Raw genomic sequence first — 20807 nt, 5'->3', positions numbered from 1 at the left:
AACAATTTATCGGCCCCGCCTCTACTGGTCGGTTTACACAAATAGGTAAGCTGCCTGGCATGCGTGCGCCCTCCGGTTACCTACTCGCCGCGCGCTACCGGCTCGTGGAGCCGGTTGGTCGGGGCGGCATGGGCACCGTTTGGCGGGCACATGACGAGCTGCTCGACCGGGACGTGGCGGTCAAGGAAGTGCGGCTGCCCACCGTCCTGGACGAGGAGCTGCGCGCCGAGTTGTGCGCGCGTACCGAGCGCGAGGGCCGGGCGACCGCGATGGTCACGCACCCGTCCGTCATCACCGTGTTCGACGTGGTCACGGAGGACGACCGGCCGTGGATCGTGATGGAGCTGCTCCGGGCCAAGTCCCTGGAGCAGCTCATCCAGGAGCACGGACCGCTCCACCCGCGCCGGGCCGCCGAGATCGGCCGGCAGATCCTCGGGGCGCTGCGTGCCGTACACGCCAAGGGGATCCTGCACCGCGACGTCAAGCCGAGCAACGTGCTGGTGACCGAGGACCGCGCGGTGCTGACCGACTTCGGGCTGGCCGCGCTCGAAGGTGACGTTTCCATCACCCAGGCGGGCATCGTGCTGGGGTCCGCGGGATACATCGCTCCAGAGCGGGTGCTCGGCTCGAAGGCCAGTCCCGCCGGCGATCTGTGGTCGCTCGGGGCGACCCTCTACACCGCCGTCGAGGGCAGGGGCCTGCACGGTCGCCGTACGGCCGCCGCCGCGCTCGCGGCCCTGACCAGCGGCGAGCCGATCCCGATGACCAAGGCGGGGCCGCTGGCCCCCGTGCTTGACGCGTTGCTCAGGATCGACCCGCAGACCAGGCTCGACTCCGTACGCGCCTCGCTCATGCTGGCCAGGGTGGCCGCGGGCGGCTTGGCCGAGGAGCCGCTGGCCCCGCGCAAGCCCGTACGCCCCGCGCCCGCCCCGAATCCACCGTCTTTCACGCGCAGGCCCGCGCACCGCGGGCTGCACAGAGCGGAGGCCGCGGCGGCGGCCTTGACCGTGCCACCGCCCAGGCAGGAACGTAGACCCGGCGAGGGAGTGCACAGGAAGCGCGTTGAACCGCGACCGACTCCGTCCGCTTATGCCCGTTTCAAAGCGACGGTGATAAAGTTGTGCCTTCCTCGACGGTTCTGGCCAAGAGAACTTCGCAAGCGAGGGTAAAGCACTTCCCAAGCGAGAATCGATATCTTCTTCGTATGCCGGAACAGCAGACCCGCCTGCTCGCGGAGCGCTACGAGCTCGTCGCCCCCCTCGGTAGGGGCACGATGGGCACCGTATGGCGCGCCCGCGACCGCGCGCTCGGGCGCGAGGTGGCGGTCAAGGAAATCCGCCAGGACCCGGGACTCACCGAGGAACAGCGGGCCGAGCTGCGCGAACGCATGGTACGCGAGGGCCGCATCGCCTCGCGCATCAGCCACCCGTCCGTCGCCTCCATCCACGACGTGCTGATCCAGGACAACAGTCCGTGGATCATCATGGAGCTCATCGAGGCCCGCTCGCTGGAGCAGGTGATCGACGAGGAGGGGCCGCTGCCGCCGCGGCTGGTGGCGGAGATCGGCGTCGACCTGCTGGGGGCGCTGCGCGCCGCGCACGCCCAGGGCATCACGCACCGCGACGTCAAACCGGGCAACGTGCTCATCACCGAGAGCGGCCGCGTGGTGCTGACCGACTTCGGCATCGCCAAGGCGGAGGGCGACTCGCGGCTCACGAAAACGGGCATGGTGATCGGATCGCCCGGGTACACCGCTCCGGAGCGTGCCAGGGGTGAGTACACCGGTCCCGAGTCCGACATCTGGTCGCTCGGGGCCACTCTCTACTTCGCCGTCGAGGGGCGGCCCGCGTACGAGCGGTCCACGATCGCGGAGACGCTGGCGGCGCTGCTCAGCGAGAGCGCCGACCCGCCCACGCAGGCGGGGCAGTTGCGGCCTGTCCTGAACGGGCTGCTGAACAAGGACTTCCGGCAGCGGCTTGGCGCTGCCAAGGCGGAGACCCTGCTGCGCATGGTCGCCGACACCCCCACGAGCGAGATGCCGGTGCTCACGGCCGAGGCTCTTATGGCGCAGGAGGCCGCTTTGCCCGACCCGTTCGCCACCCCGAAGACACCCGCAGGCCAGGCACCCGGAGGCCAAGGACCCGTAAGTCGAGGGCCAGGCGGCTACGGCCCCGGCGGACCAGGGCAGACGCCCGCAGGTCCCGGAACGCAGGGCCCCGGCGGCCCTGGTGGCCCAGTGCCGGGTCGCCCGGTGACGGGCGGACCTGGTGGTTTGGTGCCCAGCGGGCCCGGTGGCCCCACGGCAGGTGGGCCTGGCGGGCCTGGTGGGCCGGGAACCCAGGGGCCTGGCGGGCCAGGGATTCAAGGTCCTGGCGGGCAGGGCCATGGCGGGCCGGTGCCCGGAGGACCCGGCGGGCCGGTGCCTGGCGGGCCGGGGCCCGGACCTGGTGGGCAGGGGACCGGCGGGCCGGGGCAGCGGCCCTCTGGAGCGCCGGGAGGGCAGCGGCCGCCTGGGCCGCAGGGGCCGATGCGCGGTTCGAACCCGCCCACCGTGCCGCAGACCGCCGCACCAGGGCGTCCGCCGCAGGGTCAGCAGCGGCTGGCGTCGCAGGCTCCCGGAACCGCCGCCCGCGGCCCCGCCGCCCCGGGCAACGACCCCGCGGCGCAGGGCACCGGTCCGATGGGGCCAGGCACCGCGCCTGGTCCGCAGACCGGCCCGTACGGCAGCCCGCACGGGCCGCAGGCCGGGGGAAACGGCCCGCACGGCAGTGCGCCGGGTGGCTCGGCTCCCGAGTCCGGGTTCGATCCCGAGCGTACGGTCAGCGTCACGCGGCCCAAGGGAGGGTTCCCTACGGGTCCTGAGCAGGGCCGGCCGCCTCAGGGTCCGGGCGACGAGAGCGCCATCACCACCACACGCATCCACACCCCGCCGAGCGGTTCGCCGGGCCAGCAGGTCTACCCGCTGCCCGCGCCCCCGATGGGCCAGCAGCCCATGCGGCAGCCGATGCCCCAGGGCCCCCAGCAGAACCTCCAGCAAGGCCCGCAACAGGGCGCTCAGCAGGGGCAGGAGGGGAAGAGTCTGGGCACGGACCTGTTCGCCATCGCGGGGCAGCCGGAGCAGCGCCCCGCGGGCAACCGCAACGGCATGCTGGTGCTCATGGCGGTGGCCGCCGCCGCGGCCGTGGTGATCGCCGTCCTCATCGTGGCCCTGATCTCAAGCTGACCACCACATCGTGCGCCCTCATCTCGAGCTGACCGCTCGCCGAGGGCGTACCGTGCCATCCGGCTGATCCCGTAGGCCGTGGTTCAGACTGGGGTCATGAGCGAGTTCAGAATCGAACATGACTCGATGGGCGAGGTTCGCGTGCCGGCCGGTGCCAGGTGGCGCGCCCAGACCCAGCGGGCAGTGGAGAACTTCCCGGTCTCGGGACGGACGCTGGAGTCGTCCCACATCGCCGCCCTTGGCCTGATCAAGGCGGTGGCCGCCGAGGTCAACGGCGAGCTGGACGTGATCGACAAGGACATGGCCGAGGCGATCGCCCAGGCCGCGGCCGACGTCGCCGAGAACGAGCACGACGCCCACTTCCCGATCGACGTCTTCCAGACCGGCTCGGGCACCTCGTCCAACATGAACGCCAACGAGGTGATCGCGACGCTGGCCGAAGAGCGCCTGGGCCGGCCCGTGCACCCGAATGACCACGTGAACGCCTCCCAGTCCTCCAACGACGTCTTCCCGACCTCGATCCACGTGGCGGCGGCGACCGAGGTGAGCTACCACCTGCTGCCCTCGCTCAGGCATCTGGCGGAGGCGTTGCGGGTGAAGGCGATCGAGTTCGGCGGGGTGGTGAAGTCCGGGCGCACCCACCTGATGGACGCCACGCCGGTGACGCTCGGCCAGGAGTTCGGCGGGTACGCCACGCAGATCGAGCACGGCGTCGTACGCGTCACGACGGCGCTCGACCACGTACTGGAGCTGCCTCTGGGCGGCACGGCGGTGGGCACCGGCATCAACACCCCGCCGGGCTTCGCCCAGGAGGCCATCGGCAAGCTGCGCGAGGCGACCGGCATCCAGTTCCGTGAGGCCAGGGACCACTTCGAGGCCCAGAGCGCGCAGGACTCCATCGTCGAGTTGTCGGGGCAGCTCAAGGTGGTGGCGGTCGCGCTCAACAAGATCGCAAACGACCTCCGCTGGATGGGCTCGGGTCCGCGCGCCGGGCTCGGCGAGATCAACCTGCCCGACCTGCAGCCCGGCTCGTCCATCATGCCCGGGAAGGTCAATCCGGTGATCCCCGAGGCCACGACCATGGTCGCGGCGCAGGTCATCGGCAACGACGCGGCGATCACGTTCGCGGGCGCGTCCGGGAACTTCGAGCTGAACGTGCAGCTCCCGGTCATCGCCCGCAACATCCTGGAGTCGATCAGGCTGCTGGCGAACGTCTCGCGCCTGCTCGCCGACCGCTGCGTGGCCGGCATCACGGCGAACGTCGAGCGCCTGCGCGAGTACGCCGAGTCGTCCCCGTCGATCGTCACGCCGCTGAACAGGTACGTCGGCTACGAGGAGGCAGCCAAGATCGCCAAGCAGGCCCTGGCGGAGCGCAAGACCATCAGGGAGGTCGTCATCGAGCGCGGCCACGTGGCCGACGGCACCCTGACGGAGGATCAGCTCGACGCCGCGCTCGACGTGCTCTCCATGACGAGGCCCTGAGCCACGCGTGGGATCAGCGAGGGTGACCGGGGTCCTGGCCGCTGGACACGGGCTCAGCCGGTGATCGGGTTCCTGGCCGCCGCGGCCACGCGCGTGGCGTGGGACCAGCGGGTGAGCAGGGACAGGGCGGCGCCCGAGTCGACGGCGTCGGCGGCCCGCTTGTAGGCCCCGGTCAGGGCGGGCGTGAGGTCGGACGCCGGTGGTGTGCCGTCGGCGGCCACCACCGCGGCGGCCGCGTTCAGCAGGACGATGTCCCGCACCGGCCCGAGCTCGCCCGCCAGGACCGCCCGCGCCACCTCCGCGTTGTGCCGGGCGTCGCCGCCGCGCAGGTCGCCCGGGCGGGCGCGCGGGACCGACAGGTCGGCGGGGTCGAAGACGGTCGGCGTCACGGTGCCGTGCCGCACGACCCACACCGAGGAAGGCCCGCAGGTGGTCAGCTCGTCGAGCCCGTCGTCGCCCCTGAAGACCAGCGCGGAGCCCCCGCGCTCCGCCAGGACACCCGCGATGATCGGCGCCATGGCGGAATGGTAGACGCCGACCGCTTGGGCGGAGGGCCGGGCCGGGTTGGTGAGCGGGCCCAGGAAGTTGAAGACCGTGGGCACGCCCAGCTCGCGGCGCGGCCCCGAGGTGCGCCTCAGCCCGGGGTTGAACGCGGGCGCGAAGCAGAACGTGATGCCGACCTCGTCCGCCACCCTGGCCACCGCGTCGGGCGGCAGCTCGATGACGACGCCGAGCGCTTCCAGCACGTCGGCGGCGCCCGCAGCGGAGGAGGCCGCTCTGCCCCCGTGCTTGACCACCTTCGCGCCCGAAGCGGCGGCCACGACGGCGGCCATGGTGGAGATGTTCACGGTGTTGGCGCGGTCGCCGCCGGTGCCGACGAGGTCCACGGGGTCGCCGGAGACCTTGATCGCGGCCGATCTGGAGAGCATGCCGTCGGCCAGCCCCGACACCTCCGCCACGCTCTCGCCCTTGGCCCGCAGCGCGACGGCGAACGCGGCGATCTGGGCGTTGGTGGCCGCCCCGGACATGATCTGTTCCATGGCCCAGGCGGTCTGGCGCGAGGTGAGCGACGCGCCGTCAAGCAGCGTGGTGAGCACGTGAGGCCAGGTGGTGGTGGTCATGTGGAGCTTCCCCTTCGTCAGCGCTCGACGGGGGGGACGCCCAGAACGACGGCCGCCTCGTCGAGGCGGCCGTGCGTATGCGCCGGGAGGTCCGCCTAGGAGGCGGGCCGCCACAGGAACGAATACGCGATCATGCGGCCAAACATAGCAGATTCATTGATCCACATAGGGCGACACCGATCTATGTCGTCGGCACCCATGCGTCCCAGCGAGGTGACCGCCTAGGGTTCGGGTTATGGCGAAGGAGCTGACGGGGCGGACCGCGCTGGTGACGGGGGCTGGGGGCGGCATCGGGGCGGCCTGCGCCCGGCGGCTGGCCGCGGCGGGGGCCAGGGTGCTGGTCGTCGACATGCGGGCCGAGTCCGCCGGGAAGGTGGCCGCCGAGATCGGCGGCACGGCCGTGGTGGCCGATCTGAGCGAGCCGGGGTTCGTGGCGTCGCTGCCGGACGAACCCATCGATATCGTGGTGAACAACGCCGGGTTCCAGCACGTCGCGCCGATCGAGGAGTTCCCGCCCGAAGTGTTCTCCACGATGCTCAGGGTCATGGTGGAGGCGCCGTTCCTGATCGCGCGGGAGGTGCTGCCCGGCATGTACGCCAGGGGCTGGGGGAGGTTCGTGAACATCTCGTCCGTGCATGGGTTGCGCGCTTCGCCGTACAAGTCGGCGTACACGACGGCCAAGCACGCGCTGGAGGGGTTCTCCAAGGTCGTCGCGCTCGAAGGGGCGCCGCACGGGGTGACCTCGACCTGCGTATGCCCCGCCTACGTGCGGACCGGGCTGGTCGAGGCGCAGATCGCCGACCAGGCCAAGGTGCACGGCATCGAGCCGGACGAAGTCGTCGAGAACATCATGCTCCAGCCCGCCGCGATCAAGCGGCTGATCGAGCCCGAGGAGGTGGCCGAGCTGGTCGCCTACCTGTGCGGGCCGAGCGGGTCCTTCATCACCGGCGTGTCCCTGCCCGTAGACGGCGGCTGGACGGCCCGCTAGTGGTCAGGCGGCGATGAGCCTGCGAGGGAGTGCCGTCGCCTGGAGGAGCGGCGGGAGCGAAGCGACCAGAGCGGGGGAAGGCGGCGGCATATGGCGACCGAGCTGCCGAACGGAGTGAGGCCATGAGCAGGCACTTCCTCGAGCTGCTGGCCAGGGAGGCGTCGGCGGTCGAGTTCGAGGGGCCGATCATCCAGGCCAGGGCGTCCGGCGCGGACGCGGCTGCGATCGAGGAGCTGGAGCAGGCCAAGGTCGAGGCGCTCAAGGTGCGCGACCTGCTCAAGAGGCGCGCCAGACGCGAGGCCGAGCTGTCGGCGCTCTACGACACGGCCGGTGACCTGGCCGCGCTGCGCGACCTCGACGCCGTGCTGGAGGCCATCGTGCACCGGGCCAGGCAGTTGCTGGCCACCGACATCGCGTATATGACGTTGCACGACCCCGAGCGCGGCGACACGTACATGCGGGTCACCGACGGGTCGATCTCGGCCAAGTTCCGGGCGTTGCGGCTGGCCATGGGGGCGGGGCTGGGCGGGCTCGTCGCGCAGACGGCCACCCCCTACTCGACCGCCGACTACTTCGCCGACGCCAGGTTCCGGCACAAGGACGACATCGACGAGGCCGTCAAGGAGGAGGGGCTGGTCGCGATCCTGGGCGTGCCGCTGCGGCTGGGACAGCGGGTGATCGGCGTGCTGATGGCGGCCAACCGCAGCGCGCGGCCGTTCCACCAGGAGGAGGTGTCGCTGCTGGCCAGCCTGGCCGCGCACGCCGCCGTCGCGATCGACAACGCCAGGCTGCTGCAGGAGACCAGGAATGCGCTGGAGGAGCTCTCCCAGGCCCACAGGACCGTCAGGGAGCACGGCGAGGCGGTCGAGCGGGCGGCGCTGGCCCACGACCGGATGACCTCGCTGGTGTTGCGCGGCGGCGGGATCGAGGACGTGGCGGCCGTGGTGACGGACGTGCTCGGCGGGTCGCTGGCCGTGCTCGACGACCTGGGCAGGCCGATCACCGGTGATGTGGGCCAGGTGGACGCGGGGGTGTTCGAGGCGGCGCAGGCGTCCAGGGCGCTGGGGCGTACCGTGCGCAGGGGTGATCTGCTGATCGCGTCCGTGGACGTCGGCGGGGAGCCGCTGTGCACGCTCATCCTGCGCAGCGACGACGCCGACGAGCGCATCCTGGAGCGGGCGGCGCTGGTGTGCGCATTGCTGCTGCTGTTCCGCAGGAGCGTGGCGGAGGCGGAGGGGCGGGTCAGGGGCGAGCTGCTGGACGACCTCATCCAGCGGCCCGGCTCCCCAGGCCTCGCCGACCGGGCGCGCCGGCTGGGGGTCGATCTGTCCGCGCCGCACGTCGTGGTGGTGGTCAAGCACTCCGGGCAGCGGGAGCGGGCGGCGTTCTGGGCCTCGTCGCAGGCCACCATGCGCCACGGGCTGGCCGCCGGACGCGGCGACGAGGTCGTGTTGCTGCTGCCGGGCGAGAACCCGGGCGGCATCGCGCAGCGCGTGGCGGCCGAGCTGAGCGCGTCGCTGCACAGCCCGGCCACGGCAGGCGCGTCGAGAGCGGGCGACGTGGCCGCGGCCTACCAGGAGGCGCGGCGGTGTGCGGAGGCGCTGATCGCGCTCGGGCGGGCCGGGGACGGCGCGAGCGCGGCCGAGCTGGGCTTCGTGGGCCTGCTCGTCGGCGACGGCCGCGACGTGCGCGGCTTCGTCGGCAGGGTGCTCGGCGCCGTGATCGACTACGACGCCCGCAGGGGCACCGCGCTCGCCGACACGCTGGCCACCTACTTCGGCTCGGGCGGCTCCCCCTCCCGTACGGCCGAGACCATGCACATCCACGTCAACACCGTCACGCAACGGCTCGACAGGATCGGCAAGCTCCTCGGAGACGGCTGGCTGGAGCCGGAACGCGCGCTCGAGATCCAGCTCGCGCTCCGCCTGCACAAGCTCGGCCACACATCCACCCCATAGACTGTGGGCTCCGGCCCCATATGAGTGATGCCGGTCACTCCCTACCGTGACCGGCATGGCCACTTCCATCAAGAAGATCGTCGCCGCGAGCCTGATCGGCACCACCATCGAGTGGTACGACTTCTTCCTGTACGGCTCGGCAGCCGCACTCGTGTTCAACAAGCTCTTCTTCCCCGGGTCCGACCAGCTCACCGGCACGCTGCTGGCGTTCCTCACCTACGCCGTCGGATTCGTCGCCCGCCCGCTCGGCGGCCTGATCTTCGGCCACTTCGGCGACCGGTTCGGCCGCAAGACGCTGCTGGTCGTCAGCCTGCTGCTGATGGGCGCGGCGACGTTCCTGATCGGCTGCCTGCCGACGTACGAGACTCTGGGCCCCTCCGCGGCGCTGCTGCTGACCGCGCTCAGGCTCGTGCAGGGCTTCGCGCTCGGCGGCGAGTGGGGCGGCGCGGTGCTGATCGTCTCCGAGCACGGCGACACCGCCCGCCGCGGCTTCTGGGCCTCCTGGCCGCAGGCCGGGGCGCCGGGCGGGAACCTGCTGGCCACCGGCGTGCTGGCGGCCCTGGCCGCCTGGCAGTCGGACGAGGCGTTCCTGTCGTGGGGGTGGCGGGTGCCGTTCCTGCTGTCGGGCGTGCTGGTGCTGATCGGGCTCTGGATCAGGTTGACGATCACCGAGTCGCCGGTGTTCCAGCAGGCCGAGCCCGAGGAGCGGGCGCCGATCGTGGGCGTGCTGCGCTATCACTGGAAGGACGTGATCACCGCCATCGGCGCCCGCCTGGCGGAGAACATCTCCTTCTACCTCCTCACCGTCTTCGTCATCACCTACGCGAAGCAGGCCAAGATCGACAACTCCACGGTGCTGAATGCGGTGCTGGTCTCCTCGGCCATCCACTTCGTCACGATCCCCATGTGGGGCGCCTTGTCGGATCGCATCGGCCGCCGCCCGATCTACCTGGCGGGCGCCGCCGGGATCGGGGTGTGGATCTTCGCGTTCTTCCCGCTCGTGGACACGGGCAACTTCCTGGCGATCACCCTCGCCGTCACCGTCGGCCTGCTCTTCCACGGCATGATGTACGGCCCGCAGGCGGCCTTCTTCTCCGAGCTGTTCGGCACGAGGATGCGCTACACCGGCGTCTCGATCGGCGCGCAGCTCTCGGCGATCGTGGCGGGAGCGCTGGCCCCGATCATCGCGGTCGCGCTGTTGCAGAGCTATTCGAGCAGCGTGCCCATCTCGGCCTACCTTGGTCTGGCGGCGGTGCTCACCCTGGTCGCGGTCTACGCCGCCCGCGAGACCCAGGGCCGCGACCTGGCCGAGAGGATCCACGCACAATGAAGATCACCACGCCGAGGCTCACCCAGCACGTCCTGACCGTCGAGGGCAGGACCACCGGAGAGCCCGTGCTGTTCGTGCACGGAAACGTCTCCTCCAGCGCGTTCTGGCGCGACAGCATGGCGGCGCTGCCGGACCGCTACCGCCCGCTCGCGGTGGACCTGCGCGGCTTCGGGGAGAGCGACCCCGCGCCCGTCGACGCCACCCGGGGCCTGCGGGACTGGTCCGACGACCTGATCGAGCTGGTCGAGGCGCTCGACCTGGACGGCGTCCACCTGGTCGGCTGGAGCCTGGGCGGCGGCATCGTGCTGCAGCTCCTGCGCGACCGCCCGGCCGCCGTCAGGAGCGTCACCCTGGTCAACCCGATCTCCCCGTACGGCTACAGCGGCACGGAAGGCCCCGACGGCAAGCTGACCCACCCCGACGGCACGGGAGCCGGCGCCGGAGCCGCCAACCCGGACTTCGTGGCCCGGCTCAAAGCGGGCGACATGTCGGACGAATCCCCCACGTCCCCCCGGAACGTCCTCCGATCCGCCTACGTCAAACACCCCGACGTCCCCGACGAGGACTTCTACGTACGCTCGATGCTCACCACCCACGTGGGCGACCACAACTACCCGGGCGACCCCGTCACCTCCCCCGAATGGCCCGGCGTGGCCCCCGGCAAGTACGGCGTGCTCAACGCCATCGCCCCCACCCACCTCCGCCTGGACGACCTGCACGAGATCGACCCCAAGCCGCCCATCCTGTGGATCAGGGGCGCCGACGACGTGATCGTCTCTGACGAGTCCCTGTTCGACCTGGCCCACCTGGGCGTGCTCGGCGTCGTGCCCGGCTCCCCCGGCACCCCGGCCCAGCCCATGGTGACCCAGACCAGGGCTGTCCTGGAGCGCTACGGCCCGTACCGGGAGGTCGTGCTGGAGGAGTGCGGCCACAGCCCGCACCTGGAGCACCCCGCCGAATTCCAGCGCCTGCTGGCGGACCACATCGGAGAGGCGTAGATGATCGTCGCACTTACCCTGGTGGCGAGCCTGCTCACGGCGCCCCAGCAGCTCACCGTGCCGGGCGCGGAAAAACAACTGATCGCCACACTCGACGATCTGACCACGGCGGGCACCACCCAGACCGGCCACACCGACCCCGCCGACTGGGCCGGATTACACTCGGCCGCCACGGTCAACCCGACGGGCGTGCCCGGTATCCAGATCGACGGCTACTTCCCCGACACCTCCACCACCAACGCCACGCACGGCTGGAACCACGACTCCCAGTTCGTGATCAGGCTCCCCAAGAACTGGAACGGCGGCCTGGTCGTCGGCGGCACCCCCGGCAACAGGGAGCAGTACGCCAACGACTACACGATCTCCGACTGGGTGCTGGCCAAGGGCTACGCGTTCGCCGCCACTGACAAGGGCAACGTCGGCGCCGCCTTCTACGAGGACGGCCGCCGCCCCGGCGACGCCATCGCCGAGTGGAACGACCGCGTCACCCAGCTCACGGTGGCCGCCAAGGCGGTCGTCAAGCAGCGGTACGGCAAGCAGCCCAAGCGCACGTTCGTGGCCGGCATCTCCAACGGCGGCTACCTGGTCAGGTGGCAGCTGGAGAACCGCGGCTGGCTCTACGACGGCGGCGTCGACTGGGAGGGCACGCTCTGGCGGGTCAAGGGCGACAACCTGCTGAACTTCCTGCCGCCCGCGCTGAAGGCGTACCCGGACGAGGCGGGCGTGCGGGCGGCCGGGTTCGCGGCGGGCTCGGAGTTCCTGTGGCCGTTCCACCGGCAGTACTACTGGGAGCTGACCCAGCAGCTCTACCAGAAGGAGCTGGACCCGTCCTACCAGGGCGCGGCGGCCGACTACGACTACGACCAGCGCAAGCCTTATGCGGCCGTGGCGAAGATCGCGCTGACCGGCAAGATCACCAAGCCGCTGATCACGATTCACGGGACGCTCGACACCCTGCTGCCCATCTCCCGTGACTCCGACGTCTACGCCAAGATGGTCGGCCCGCACCGGCCGTTCCGCTATTACCGCGTCGAGGGCGGCAACCACCTGGACAGCCTGGTGGACGCCTACCCCGATCGGCTGAAGCCGCTGCTCCCGGTCTTCAGGAACGCCTTCGAGGAGCTCGAAGGCTGGGTCAGTCCCTGAGGTAGCGGAGCTTGCCCGCGCGCGCCAGACGCACCATGTGGCGCGCGCCGGGCACCCGCCTGCCGATCCGGTGGAACACGGTGTCCCGGCCCAGGGGCGAGCGCCGCTCGGGGTCGACCGCGGCGGCGGAGCGTACCTGGACCTTGCCCCTGCGCACGTCGAGCGCGAACCGCAACCCGAGTTCCTCCTCCGCGGAGCGCAGCGACGCCAGCCAGCCGCCGGGGCTGAGATGGTCGGCGCCCGGCATCAGCCGTCTGACCCGCAGCTTGGCCACCAGTTGTCCGGCGATCCGGCCCGGCACCCCGGCTTCGGCCAGCGCGGGCGCGGACACCTCGCGCCTGCGCCGCCCGGTGCTGCGCAGCACCAGCTCCAGCGGCGGCCCCCCGCTCGGCGGCACGTACGGCACCGGCAACACCACATACAGCTGACCGTCGAGCTGCTTGACCACCACCCCCGGGGACACCAGCGCGATCGACTCCGTGAACGAGCGCGGCTCCACGGCCAGCCCCAGCTCCCCCTGGTCGGTCCAGCACGGCACCACCAGCCGCGCCTTGGGCCGCTGGGCCAGCACGCCCAGGCAGTTGAGCGGGCCCTCGGGGCGGCCGACCCGGCTCCTGGCCTGGTTGGCGCCGCCGAACATGCGCACGTGCACCTCCCACTGGCCCGGCTTGAGCGGCCGGCCGACCGCGGCGGTGGTGACGTCGAGCCTGACCTCGCCCTTGATCTGCACCCTGACCCGGCGGCGGCCGGCCTGGATCCGCTCGACGTGCTGGGTCAGCGGCAGGAAGTGCACGACGCCCGTCTCCGTGTGCCGTACGTAGAGCTCGACGCGGGCCCGCTCGACCGCCTCGGTCACGTCGGTGACGCCGTCCGACAATGACTTGGTGTCCAGCGAGCGCGGCGGGATCCAGTGCACCCGGTCGCCGTCCGTACGGTAGCGGTCGGGTTTGCCGTCGCCCGCCAGCACCTCCACGGTCAGCCCGAGGACCAGCACGTGGGCGTCCCAGCGCACCTCGGTGAGGTCGGCGCGGAGCCCCGAGCGCCTGGAGGAGTTCGACATGAGCACGATCTGGTCCAGGCGTCCCATGCGGACGTAGGCGGCCACCGCCCGCAGCTGTACGGGGAGGTGGCGGTCGAGCCGCTCGGGGAAACGCTCGGAGATGAGCTTCTGCACGACGCGGAAGTGCAGGCCCCTGTCCACGGACGAGTCCCCGAACTTGCTGGTCACCAGCGGCCGCAGGGCGGCGTAGCGGAACCAGTGGGCGTACATGCGGTCGCGCTGGCGGCCCTCGCCGACGTAGGTGTCGATGTCGTCGAGCAGCGCGTGCAGCTCCTTCACCATCGCCCGCGGCTCCTCCTGGGCCGGGGGCGGCTCGCCGAGGTGGCAGCAGACGTGCTCGGCGAGCACGGCGACGACCTTGGCCCGCACGTAGGCCCGCAACACGAACGCCTGCTCGGCCAGCCGCCCGCCGGGCACGGCGAAGCCCAGCTCGTGCTCCTCCAGGAAGGCGCGCCGGTAGAGCTGCTGCGGGACGAGCAGGGTGAGCAGGCGGTCGCGCAGGATGTCGGCGCGGGCCGTGCTGCGCCCGAAGGCGGTCGTGGGCGGCCCGTCGTCCCGGATCAGGCGGCCGACCAGGACGTCCGCGTCGGTCTCCACGGCGCGGTCGTGCATGCGCGCGAGCGCGTCCTTCTCCAGGCGGTCGCCCTGGTCGAGGAAGTAGACGTAGTCTCCGGCGGCCGCCGCCAGGCCCACGTTGCGGCCGCGCATCGGCGAGCCCGTGTGCGGCAGGTGCAACGTACGGACGTTCGTACGGACGTCGGCGATGGTGTCCAGGCGTTCCGCGATCCCGTCCGTGGACCCGTCGTCCACGAAGATCACTTCGTAGTCGTCCGTCGGCATGGTCTGCTCCAAGGCGGAACGCAGGCACGCGTCGGCGGTGTCACCCGGATTGTGGACATTTGCGATCACACTGACCTTCACACCCATGCGGCCAGCGTGCGCCCGTATACACGATCGGACGCGACGGCTTGCCGATTAGAGAAGGAAAGTTGACCTGCTGGTGCCGCCCAACCGACTCAGTACCAACCCGAGGACTGTGAGTGTCCCCAGGCCCCGCACGGCGTTCCGTAGCGGCCCTTGATGTAGCCGAGGCCCCACTTGATCTGGGTGGCGGCGTTGGTCTGCCAGTCGGCGCCCGCGCTGGCCATCTTGCTGCCCGGCAGGGACTGCGGGATGCCGTACGCGCCGGAGTAGCGGTTCATCGCCCGCTCGTTCCAGCCGCTCTCCTTCTGCCAGAGCCGTTCCAGGCAACCCCACTGGTCGTCGCCCCAGCCCTGGGAGGCGAGCATGGTCTTGGCGGTGGCCTTGTTGCTGCCCGGCGACGGGTCGCTGCCCGGCGGGAAGTTCGTGGCGGGGAAGCCGTCGCCGCCGGGGGCCCGCTTGGGGATGACCCAGTCGAAGCCGGGGTCCTTGCCCGCCCCCGAGCGGCCCTTCTTCAGCAGGTCGGCGCGGTACGCCTGCTCGGCGGCGTTCTTGCGGGCGTCGGTCTCGGGGTCGGGCGCGGACAGGTCGCCGGCGGCCAGCTTGCCGAGCTCCTCCATCGAGAAGGCGGGTGGACCCGGCGGCCTGTTGGCGTTCTGGACGGCGCGGTAGGCGACGAATCCACCGCCGCCGAAGACGATCACCAGCGACACGACGGTGATGATGACGCGCTTCGGCGTGAAACGCGAAGGCCGGCGCGCCGAGGGCAGATGTTCCTTCGGGGGGCGCTCGCTCAACTGCGGACCGGGGCTCACGATCCATGAGCTTGCCCTGTCCTGGGGGGTGGTCCGCAACCGATTCGCGGGAATCGCTTTGCGTAAGTTTGGCTAACCAGCAGGTTAGCGTGGAGTTTCCAGAAAGGTGTGACATTCATCACACAAATCAGGCTCCCCTTCGAGCGCCCGCGGACCGAAGGGAAGCCCCCTTCAGAGTTGTCCGCGTTCTTCGTGATCACATCAGCGACATGTCACAGTTTGGTGACTTAGTTCGGACATTCAAGACATGGAATAATAATGTGCGCGTGGCTGGCATCCTCCTTGTAGAAGACGACCCCTCGGTCCGTACGGCTCTCGAGCTGGCGCTGACCCGGCAGGGGCATTCCGTCACCTCTTATGCGACGGGCGAGGAGGCTCTCGACCACATCAGGTCCCGCCGCCCGGAGATCGCGATCCTCGACGTCATGCTCCCCGGAATCGACGGGATCGAGGTGTGCCGCCGCGTCCGCAAGCTCGACCAGCTGCCCGTCATCCTGCTCACGGCCCGCGGCGACGACCTGGACGTGGTGGTCGGGCTGGAGGCCGGCGCCGACGACTACGTGGTCAAGCCGGTCGAGCCCAGGGTCCTGGACGCGCGCATCCGCGCCATCCTGCGCCGGGCCGAGTCGGCCGCCTCCGACCGCATCACCTTCGGCGACCTCGTGATCGACCGGGGCGCGCTCAAGGTCACGCTGGCCGGCAAGGAGATCCACCTGACGCCGACCGAGCTGCGGCTGCTGCTGGAGCTGGTGCGGCATCCCGGTCAGGTGCTCAACCGCCGCTACCTGCTGCGCGTCGTGTGGGACCACACGCACATCGCGGACTCGCGGCTGGTGGACGCCTGCGTGCAGCGGATCCGGGCCAAGATCGAGCCGACACCGGCCGAGCCCGTGTTCATCCACACCGTACGCGGATTCGGCTACCGGTTCAGCCCCCCGTGATACCCCTGCCCACCGGGTTGCGCGCCCGCCTCGTCATCACGTTCACCCTCGTCGCCGTCACCGCCTCGACGCTCGTTGCCACGATCGGCTTCGAGCTGGCCAAGACCGCGCTCATCACCCGCGCCGAGAACACCTCGCTCGACCTGGTGAGCAGGGAGCTCGCCAGCATCACCTTCCCCGTCGGCCGGCTCAGGCCGGGCGAGGCCGCGCCGACCAGCAGGGAGCTCGACCGCGTCGCCCGCGCGCTGAGCGCGCCGGGCCGCGGCGTGCTCATCGAGTACGGCGACCTGCTCGCCACCGACGGCCCCATGACCATGAGCGACGTGCCCAACGAGCTGTACGGCCGGGCCAAGCAGAGCGTCGTCACCCAACGCAAGATCATCCGCAACGAGCTCTGGCTCATCGTCGGCGCCGAGGTCTACCGCGACGCCGCCGGCGTGCCCGAGGCCACGGGGCTGCGCGCGTTCGTCTTCTTCCCGATGCGCGACGACGAGAGCCAGCTCGCCACGCTCAGGAGCACGCTCACCCAGGGCGGCGCGGCCATCGTGCTGATCGCCCTGGTCGTGGCGCTGCTGTCGGCCAGGCAGGTGCTGCTGCCGGTCAGGCGGCTGAGCGCGGCCGCGCAGGCGCTCGGCCAGGGCAGGCTCGACACTCGCCTGCCCGTGCACGGGCAGGACGAGCTGGCGGAGCTCACCGCCAGGTTCAACGACGCGGCGGCGGCGCTGGAGCTGAGCGTGTCCGAGCTGCGCTCGCTGGAGGCCATGTCGCGCAGGTTCGTGGCGGACGTCTCGCACGAGCTGCGCACGCCGCTGACCAGCATGACCGCCGTGGCCGACATGCTCTCCGAGGAGGCCGGCCGGCTGCCTGAGGCGCCCGCGGAGGCCGTACGGCTGGTGCTCAGGGAGATCGAGCGCCTACGGGAGCTGGTCGAGCACCTCATCGAGGTCAGCCGGTTCGACGCGGGCACCGCCACGCTCAACGTGGAGCCGGTGAACGTGGCCGACGCCATCCAGGACTGCCTGGAGGTACGCGGCTGGAGCGAGGAGGTGAGCGTGAACGCCTCCCAGGGCTTGACCGCCAACCTCGACCCGAGGAGGTTCGACGTCATCGTGGCCAACCTGGTCGGCAACGCGCTCAAGCACGGCGCGCCCCCGGTGCTGGTCAACGCCAGAGGCACGGAGAACGGCCTGGAGGTGAAGGTGCGCGACCACGGCAAGGGCATCCCGCGGGAGGCGCTGCCGCACGTCTTCGACCGCTTCTTCAAGGCCGGCGCGGGCCGGGCCCGCAGCCAGGGCAGCGGCCTGGGGCTGGCCATCGCCAGGGCCAACGTCCACCTGCACGGCGGCACGATCTCCGTACGGCCGCAGCACCCCGGCACCCTGTTCATCGTCTGGCTGCCCCACTCATGAAGACCATCCGCGCCTTGACGATCGCCGTGCTGCTCACCGTGACCGCCTGCGGCATCTCGCCCACCGACGTGCAGGACCGGGGCAACGCCCCCACGATCAGGATCCCGCCGCCGTCCAAGACGATCTACCTGATCAGGGACGGCAGGCTGGCCCTGGAGCCGGCCGACGTCGAGAACGACACGGTCGGCAGCCTCCTGGGAGCGCTGTTCGACGCCTCCACCCAGCCGCTCGGCAACCGGGACACGGCGTTGCGCGGCTTCACGTATATGGGGATCAAGGACTCGGTCAACCCCGTGCAGCGCGACGAGGTCCAGCTTCCGCGTACCTCGACGCTGACGGTCTTCGTCAGGGGCGAGGGCACGCTGACCAAGCTCGGCAAGGCCCAGATCGTCTGCACGGCCCAGCAGGACGCGGCGTTCGAGCTGGTCAAGATCGTCCGGGAGAACGAGAACCGCCCCTCCGAGTCGGAGGGGCGGTTCACCTGCGGCGAGCTCAAGTGAGCTGCGCCTACATCGTGATGTCTTCCAGCATCTCGGTCACCAGGGCGGCGATCGGAGAGCGCTCGGACCTGGTCAGCGTCACGTGCGCGAAGAGCGGGTGGCCCTTCAGCTTCTCCACCACCGCCACCACACCGTCGTGCCTGCCGACCCGCAGGTTGTCGCGCTGGGCCACGTCGTGGGTGAGCACCACCCGGGAGTTGGCGCCGATCCGGCTCAGCACGGTCAGCAGCACCCCGCGCTCGAGCGACTGCGCCTCGTCCACGATCACGAACGCGTCATGCAGCGACCGGCCGCGAATGTGCGTCAGCGGGAGCACCTCCAGCATGCCCCTGTCGAGCACCTCCTCGATCACCTCGGGCGAGGTGATCGCGCCGAGCGTGTCGTAGACCGCCTGCGCCCACGGGCCCATCTTCTCGCCCTCGGTGCCCGGCAGGTAGCCGAGCTCCTGGCCGCCCACGGCGTACAGGGGGCGGAAGACGACCACCTTGCGGTGCTGGCGGCGCTCCAGGACGGCCTCCAGGCCCGCGCAGAGCGCCAGCGCCGACTTGCCGGTCCCCGCCCGGCCGCCGAGCGAGACGATCCCGATCTCGGGGTCCATGAGCAGGTCGAGCGCGATGCGCTGCTCGGCGGAGCGGCCGTGCAGGCCGAACACCTCGCGGTCGCCGCGGACGAGCCGCACCGACTTGTCGGGTTGCACCCTGCCCAGGGCCGAGCCCTTGGCCGACAGCAGCCGCAGGCCGGTGTGCGTGGGCAGGTCTCTGGCCTCCTCGAAATCGGCGGTGCCCTGCTCGAAGAGCGTCTCGACGTCTTCGGCGGTCACCTGGACCTCGGCCATCCCCGTCCAGCCGGACTCGTGCACCAGCTCGGCGCGGTATTCCTCCGCTGCCAGGCCGATCGAGGCCGCCTTGACCCGCAACGGCAGGTCCTTGGACACCAGCACGACGTCGCAACCCTCGGCGGCCAGCGAGCGCGCCACGGTCAGGATGCGGGTGTCGTTGTCGCCCAGGCGGAACCCCACGGGCAGGATGGACGGATCGCTGTGATTGAGCTCAACCCTGATCGTGCCATCCCCCGTCGGCATCTGCTCGTCGAGCCTGCTGTACTGGATCCGCAGGTCGTCGAGGTAGCGCAGAGCCTGTCTCGCGAAGTAGCCGAGCTCGGGATGGTGCCGCTTACCCTCCAGCTCCGTGATGACCACGATCGGAAGAACGACGTCGTGCTCGGCGAATCTGGTCATGGCCGCCGGGTCGGCGAGCAGGACCGAAGTGTCCAGCACGTACGTGCGCTTGGCCGGCTTGTTCGAAGGGTTGCTCGAGGACACTGCCACACGTTCTCCCCCGGGCGCCCATAGTGCGGGTGCCCTGCAGACGAGGTGGGAATCGGACCGGACCCGCGTCCCCGACCGCGAACTGCCGTCGACGCCGGTGTCCGGCCCCCCTCGGCAGATCTTGGTGCAAAGGCGGGCCCTCTCCGGAGTGTCCGGCCTGTGACCGGACACTTCTCACGTTACGTCCTGAATGCCCACTTGTCGTGTCAGTAACCGTAACGTCGATGTCTCGCAGCGTAGTCGCGCAGTGCTCGAAGGAAGTCCACCCGGCGGAAGTCCGGCCAGTAGGCCTCGTGGAAGTAGAACTCGGAATGAGCGCTCTGCCACAGCATGAAACCCGACAAGCGCTGCTCGCCCGAGGTCCGGATGAGGAGGTCCGGATCGGGTTGGCCGCGAGTGTAAAGATGCTCCGCGATGTGCTCGACATCGAGTACCTCGACGAGGTCCTCGATGCTCGCGCCCTTGCTCGCATGCTCCTGGAGGAGTGAGCGCACCGCATCGGCAATCTCACGCCTTCCTCCATACCCAACTGCAACGTTCACAATCAGGCCGGGACGGTGTGATGAAGCTTCTTTGGCATTTTTTAGGACATTGGCCGTTCGGTCCGGCAGAAGATCGAGTGCGCCGACCGGACTGATCCGCCAGCCCTCGTCCACCAGCTCCTGCGTCACGTCCTCGATGATGCCCAGGAGCGGCTCCAGCTCTTCCCGCGGCCGGTTGAGGTTGTCATTGGACAACATCCAGACCGTCACGACCTCGACGCCGGTCTCGCGACACCAGCCCAGCAGCTCGGAGATCTTGTCCGCGCCCTTGCGATGGCCGGTGGCCACGTCACGCATGCCCATGGCGCGCGCCCAGCGGCGGTTGCCGTCAATGATGACCCCGACATGCCGGGGGACGACGCTGTCCTTCGACAGCTTGGTCTCCAGCCGGTGCTCGTACAGCCGATAGACCAGATCGCGCAGGCCCACGAAGTGCCTCCTGTGCCTTTGGTCGAATGACCCAATAGGCAATTATCACCGCGTTTCGCCCGTGCCTGTTCCCTCTCCCGGATTCCTCGCCAGATCTCTACCTTTCAGACACCCCTCGGCCTCGTTCACCAGCCCGCGCACGAACACCGCCAACTCCGCCGACGTCAGCACCGCCCGCATGCCCACGCCCGTGGTGCCCCACGCCTCCACGTAGGCCCTCCTGGTCAGCCGCCACTCGCCCGGCCCGCTGCCGGACCGGGGCTGCCAGACGGGGATGGTCCTGAGCTGGCAGCGCAACTCCCCGCCGCCCACCAGCCCCGACCTCGTGCGATAGCGGAACGAGAACAGCTCGCTGTCCGGCTCCTCGTCGGGGAACCTGTCGTCGGGATCCGCCCACTGCCGGGCCACTCCCCGGCCCCGGCGGGCCTCATCGACGCCGCGCGCCAGGTGCGCCAGCAGCCAGCCGCACCGCTCTCCCACGCTCCCGTACGGCGTGCCGTCGCGGTGCAGCTCAAGGGTGATCTCGTACGGCATGCCGACGCTGTCCGTGCACGCGACGGGCGTGACGGTCAGATAAGAGCCGTCGACACAACGTAGTCCTCCCACCCTTTCTCCGT

At 70.6% G+C, this 20807-nt stretch carries 17 protein-coding genes; 11 read left to right on the top strand and 6 right to left on the bottom strand.

The window, feature by feature from the left end; genetic code table 11:
• The first annotated feature begins 59 nt into the window (after positions 1 to 59).
• The 3 genes from ACFLIM_RS12060 (at position 60) to ACFLIM_RS12050 (ending at position 4705) form a co-directional block, all read left to right on the top strand.
• Positions 60 to 1169: a serine/threonine-protein kinase gene (locus ACFLIM_RS12060; RefSeq protein ID WP_393164592.1), complete on the top strand. Its 1110-nt coding sequence runs from the start codon at positions 60 to 62 to the stop codon at positions 1167 to 1169.
• Between the two features lie 35 nt (positions 1170 to 1204).
• The gene (locus ACFLIM_RS12055; RefSeq protein WP_393164591.1) at positions 1205 to 3223 is read left to right on the top strand and encodes a serine/threonine-protein kinase; all 2019 of its coding nucleotides are present in this window, start codon (positions 1205 to 1207) and stop codon (positions 3221 to 3223) included.
• A 96-nt stretch (positions 3224 to 3319) separates the two neighbouring features.
• Complete coding sequence (locus tag ACFLIM_RS12050; RefSeq protein WP_393164590.1) at positions 3320 to 4705, top strand: class II fumarate hydratase; 1386 nt, start codon at positions 3320 to 3322, stop codon at positions 4703 to 4705.
• A 53-nt stretch (positions 4706 to 4758) separates the two neighbouring features.
• Here the strand turns inward: ACFLIM_RS12050 and trpD are convergent, their stop codons facing one another.
• Positions 4759 to 5826, bottom strand: a complete 1068-nt coding sequence (trpD, locus tag ACFLIM_RS12045) for an anthranilate phosphoribosyltransferase (protein ID WP_393164589.1) — start codon at positions 5824 to 5826, stop codon at positions 4759 to 4761.
• Positions 5827 to 6061: 235 nt separating this feature from the next.
• On the opposite strand from trpD, the gene ACFLIM_RS12040 reads away from it, so the two are divergent.
• The 5 genes from ACFLIM_RS12040 to ACFLIM_RS12020 all read left to right on the top strand — a co-directional run bounded on the left by ACFLIM_RS12040 (position 6062) and on the right by ACFLIM_RS12020 (position 12246).
• The gene (locus ACFLIM_RS12040; protein WP_393164588.1) at positions 6062 to 6814 is read left to right on the top strand and encodes a 3-hydroxybutyrate dehydrogenase; all 753 of its coding nucleotides are present in this window, start codon (positions 6062 to 6064) and stop codon (positions 6812 to 6814) included.
• Positions 6815 to 6936: 122 nt separating this feature from the next.
• Entirely contained in the window at positions 6937 to 8772 is a 1836-nt protein-coding gene (locus ACFLIM_RS12035; RefSeq protein ID WP_393164587.1) for a helix-turn-helix domain-containing protein, read from the top strand.
• Between the two features lie 55 nt (positions 8773 to 8827).
• The gene (locus tag ACFLIM_RS12030; protein ID WP_393164586.1) at positions 8828 to 10102 is read left to right on the top strand and encodes an MFS transporter; all 1275 of its coding nucleotides are present in this window, start codon (positions 8828 to 8830) and stop codon (positions 10100 to 10102) included.
• Entirely contained in the window at positions 10099 to 11100 is a 1002-nt protein-coding gene (locus tag ACFLIM_RS12025) for an alpha/beta fold hydrolase (RefSeq protein WP_393164585.1), read from the top strand. Before ACFLIM_RS12030 ends, ACFLIM_RS12025 begins: the two co-directional genes overlap by 4 nt.
• Positions 11101 to 12246: a tannase/feruloyl esterase family alpha/beta hydrolase gene (locus ACFLIM_RS12020; protein ID WP_393164584.1), complete on the top strand. Its 1146-nt coding sequence runs from the start codon at positions 11101 to 11103 to the stop codon at positions 12244 to 12246.
• Here the strand turns inward: ACFLIM_RS12020 and ACFLIM_RS12015 are convergent.
• A complete protein-coding gene (locus ACFLIM_RS12015; RefSeq protein ID WP_393164583.1) occupies positions 12236 to 14233 on the bottom strand; it encodes a glycosyltransferase in 1998 nt (665 codons plus the stop codon). The genes ACFLIM_RS12020 and ACFLIM_RS12015 overlap by 11 nt on opposite strands.
• An 89-nt stretch (positions 14234 to 14322) precedes the next feature.
• Positions 14323 to 14940 carry an aggregation-promoting factor C-terminal-like domain-containing protein gene (locus ACFLIM_RS12010; RefSeq protein ID WP_449291470.1) on the bottom strand — a complete coding sequence of 206 codons (618 nt, stop codon included), beginning with the start codon at positions 14938 to 14940 and terminating at the stop codon, positions 14323 to 14325.
• Between the two features lie 368 nt (positions 14941 to 15308).
• On the opposite strand from ACFLIM_RS12010, the gene ACFLIM_RS12005 reads away from it, so the two are divergent.
• Genes ACFLIM_RS12005 through ACFLIM_RS11995 form a run of 3 tightly spaced genes read left to right on the top strand, consistent with a single transcriptional unit; the run spans position 15309 to position 17892 of the window.
• On the top strand, positions 15309 to 15983 hold the full coding sequence (locus ACFLIM_RS12005) for a response regulator (RefSeq protein ID WP_393164582.1): 675 nt from the start codon (positions 15309 to 15311) through the stop codon (positions 15981 to 15983).
• Complete coding sequence (locus tag ACFLIM_RS12000) at positions 15980 to 17392, top strand: ATP-binding protein (RefSeq protein WP_393164581.1); 1413 nt, start codon at positions 15980 to 15982, stop codon at positions 17390 to 17392. The genes ACFLIM_RS12005 and ACFLIM_RS12000 overlap by 4 nt, the downstream gene beginning before the upstream one ends.
• Positions 17389 to 17892, top strand: coding sequence for a hypothetical protein (locus ACFLIM_RS11995; RefSeq protein WP_393164580.1), 504 nt, complete (start codon positions 17389 to 17391; stop codon positions 17890 to 17892). Before ACFLIM_RS12000 ends, ACFLIM_RS11995 begins: the two co-directional genes overlap by 4 nt.
• A 7-nt stretch (positions 17893 to 17899) precedes the next feature.
• Here the strand turns inward: ACFLIM_RS11995 and ACFLIM_RS11990 are convergent, their stop codons facing one another.
• From ACFLIM_RS11990 to ACFLIM_RS11980, 3 genes are all read right to left on the bottom strand, one after another.
• Positions 17900 to 19219, bottom strand: a complete 1320-nt coding sequence (locus tag ACFLIM_RS11990) for a PhoH family protein (protein ID WP_393164579.1) — start codon at positions 19217 to 19219, stop codon at positions 17900 to 17902.
• Positions 19220 to 19425: 206 nt separating this feature from the next.
• Positions 19426 to 20190: an isoprenyl transferase gene (locus ACFLIM_RS11985; protein WP_393164578.1), complete on the bottom strand. Its 765-nt coding sequence runs from the start codon at positions 20188 to 20190 to the stop codon at positions 19426 to 19428.
• Between the two features lie 45 nt (positions 20191 to 20235).
• The gene (locus ACFLIM_RS11980) at positions 20236 to 20796 is read right to left on the bottom strand and encodes a hypothetical protein (RefSeq protein WP_393164577.1); all 561 of its coding nucleotides are present in this window, start codon (positions 20794 to 20796) and stop codon (positions 20236 to 20238) included.
• Positions 20797 to 20807: the final 11 nt, after the last annotated feature.

Source organism: Nonomuraea marmarensis, from assembly GCF_043197025.1.
GTDB lineage: Bacteria > Actinomycetota > Actinomycetes > Streptosporangiales > Streptosporangiaceae > Nonomuraea > Nonomuraea marmarensis.
The sequence above is the reverse complement of the archived record's forward strand: the minus strand, read 5'-3'. Positions and strand labels throughout refer to the sequence as shown.

Coding starts and splice junctions, on each gene's coding strand:
- ACFLIM_RS12050 (WP_393164590.1), top strand. CDS start 3,320: ATGAGCGAGTTCAGAATCGAACATGACTCGATGGGCGAGGTTCGCGTG.
- ACFLIM_RS11995 (WP_393164580.1), top strand. CDS start 17,389: ATGAAGACCATCCGCGCCTTGACGATCGCCGTGCTGCTCACCGTGACC.
- ACFLIM_RS12020 (WP_393164584.1), top strand. CDS start 11,101: ATGATCGTCGCACTTACCCTGGTGGCGAGCCTGCTCACGGCGCCCCAG.
- ACFLIM_RS12015 (WP_393164583.1), bottom strand. CDS start 14,233: ATGGGTGTGAAGGTCAGTGTGATCGCAAATGTCCACAATCCGGGTGAC.
- ACFLIM_RS12060 (WP_393164592.1), top strand. CDS start 60: ATGCGTGCGCCCTCCGGTTACCTACTCGCCGCGCGCTACCGGCTCGTG.
- ACFLIM_RS12025 (WP_393164585.1), top strand. CDS start 10,099: ATGAAGATCACCACGCCGAGGCTCACCCAGCACGTCCTGACCGTCGAG.
- ACFLIM_RS12030 (WP_393164586.1), top strand. CDS start 8,828: ATGGCCACTTCCATCAAGAAGATCGTCGCCGCGAGCCTGATCGGCACC.
- ACFLIM_RS12055 (WP_393164591.1), top strand. CDS start 1,205: ATGCCGGAACAGCAGACCCGCCTGCTCGCGGAGCGCTACGAGCTCGTC.
- trpD (WP_393164589.1), bottom strand. CDS start 5,826: ATGACCACCACCACCTGGCCTCACGTGCTCACCACGCTGCTTGACGGC.
- ACFLIM_RS12040 (WP_393164588.1), top strand. CDS start 6,062: ATGGCGAAGGAGCTGACGGGGCGGACCGCGCTGGTGACGGGGGCTGGG.
- ACFLIM_RS12035 (WP_393164587.1), top strand. CDS start 6,937: ATGAGCAGGCACTTCCTCGAGCTGCTGGCCAGGGAGGCGTCGGCGGTC.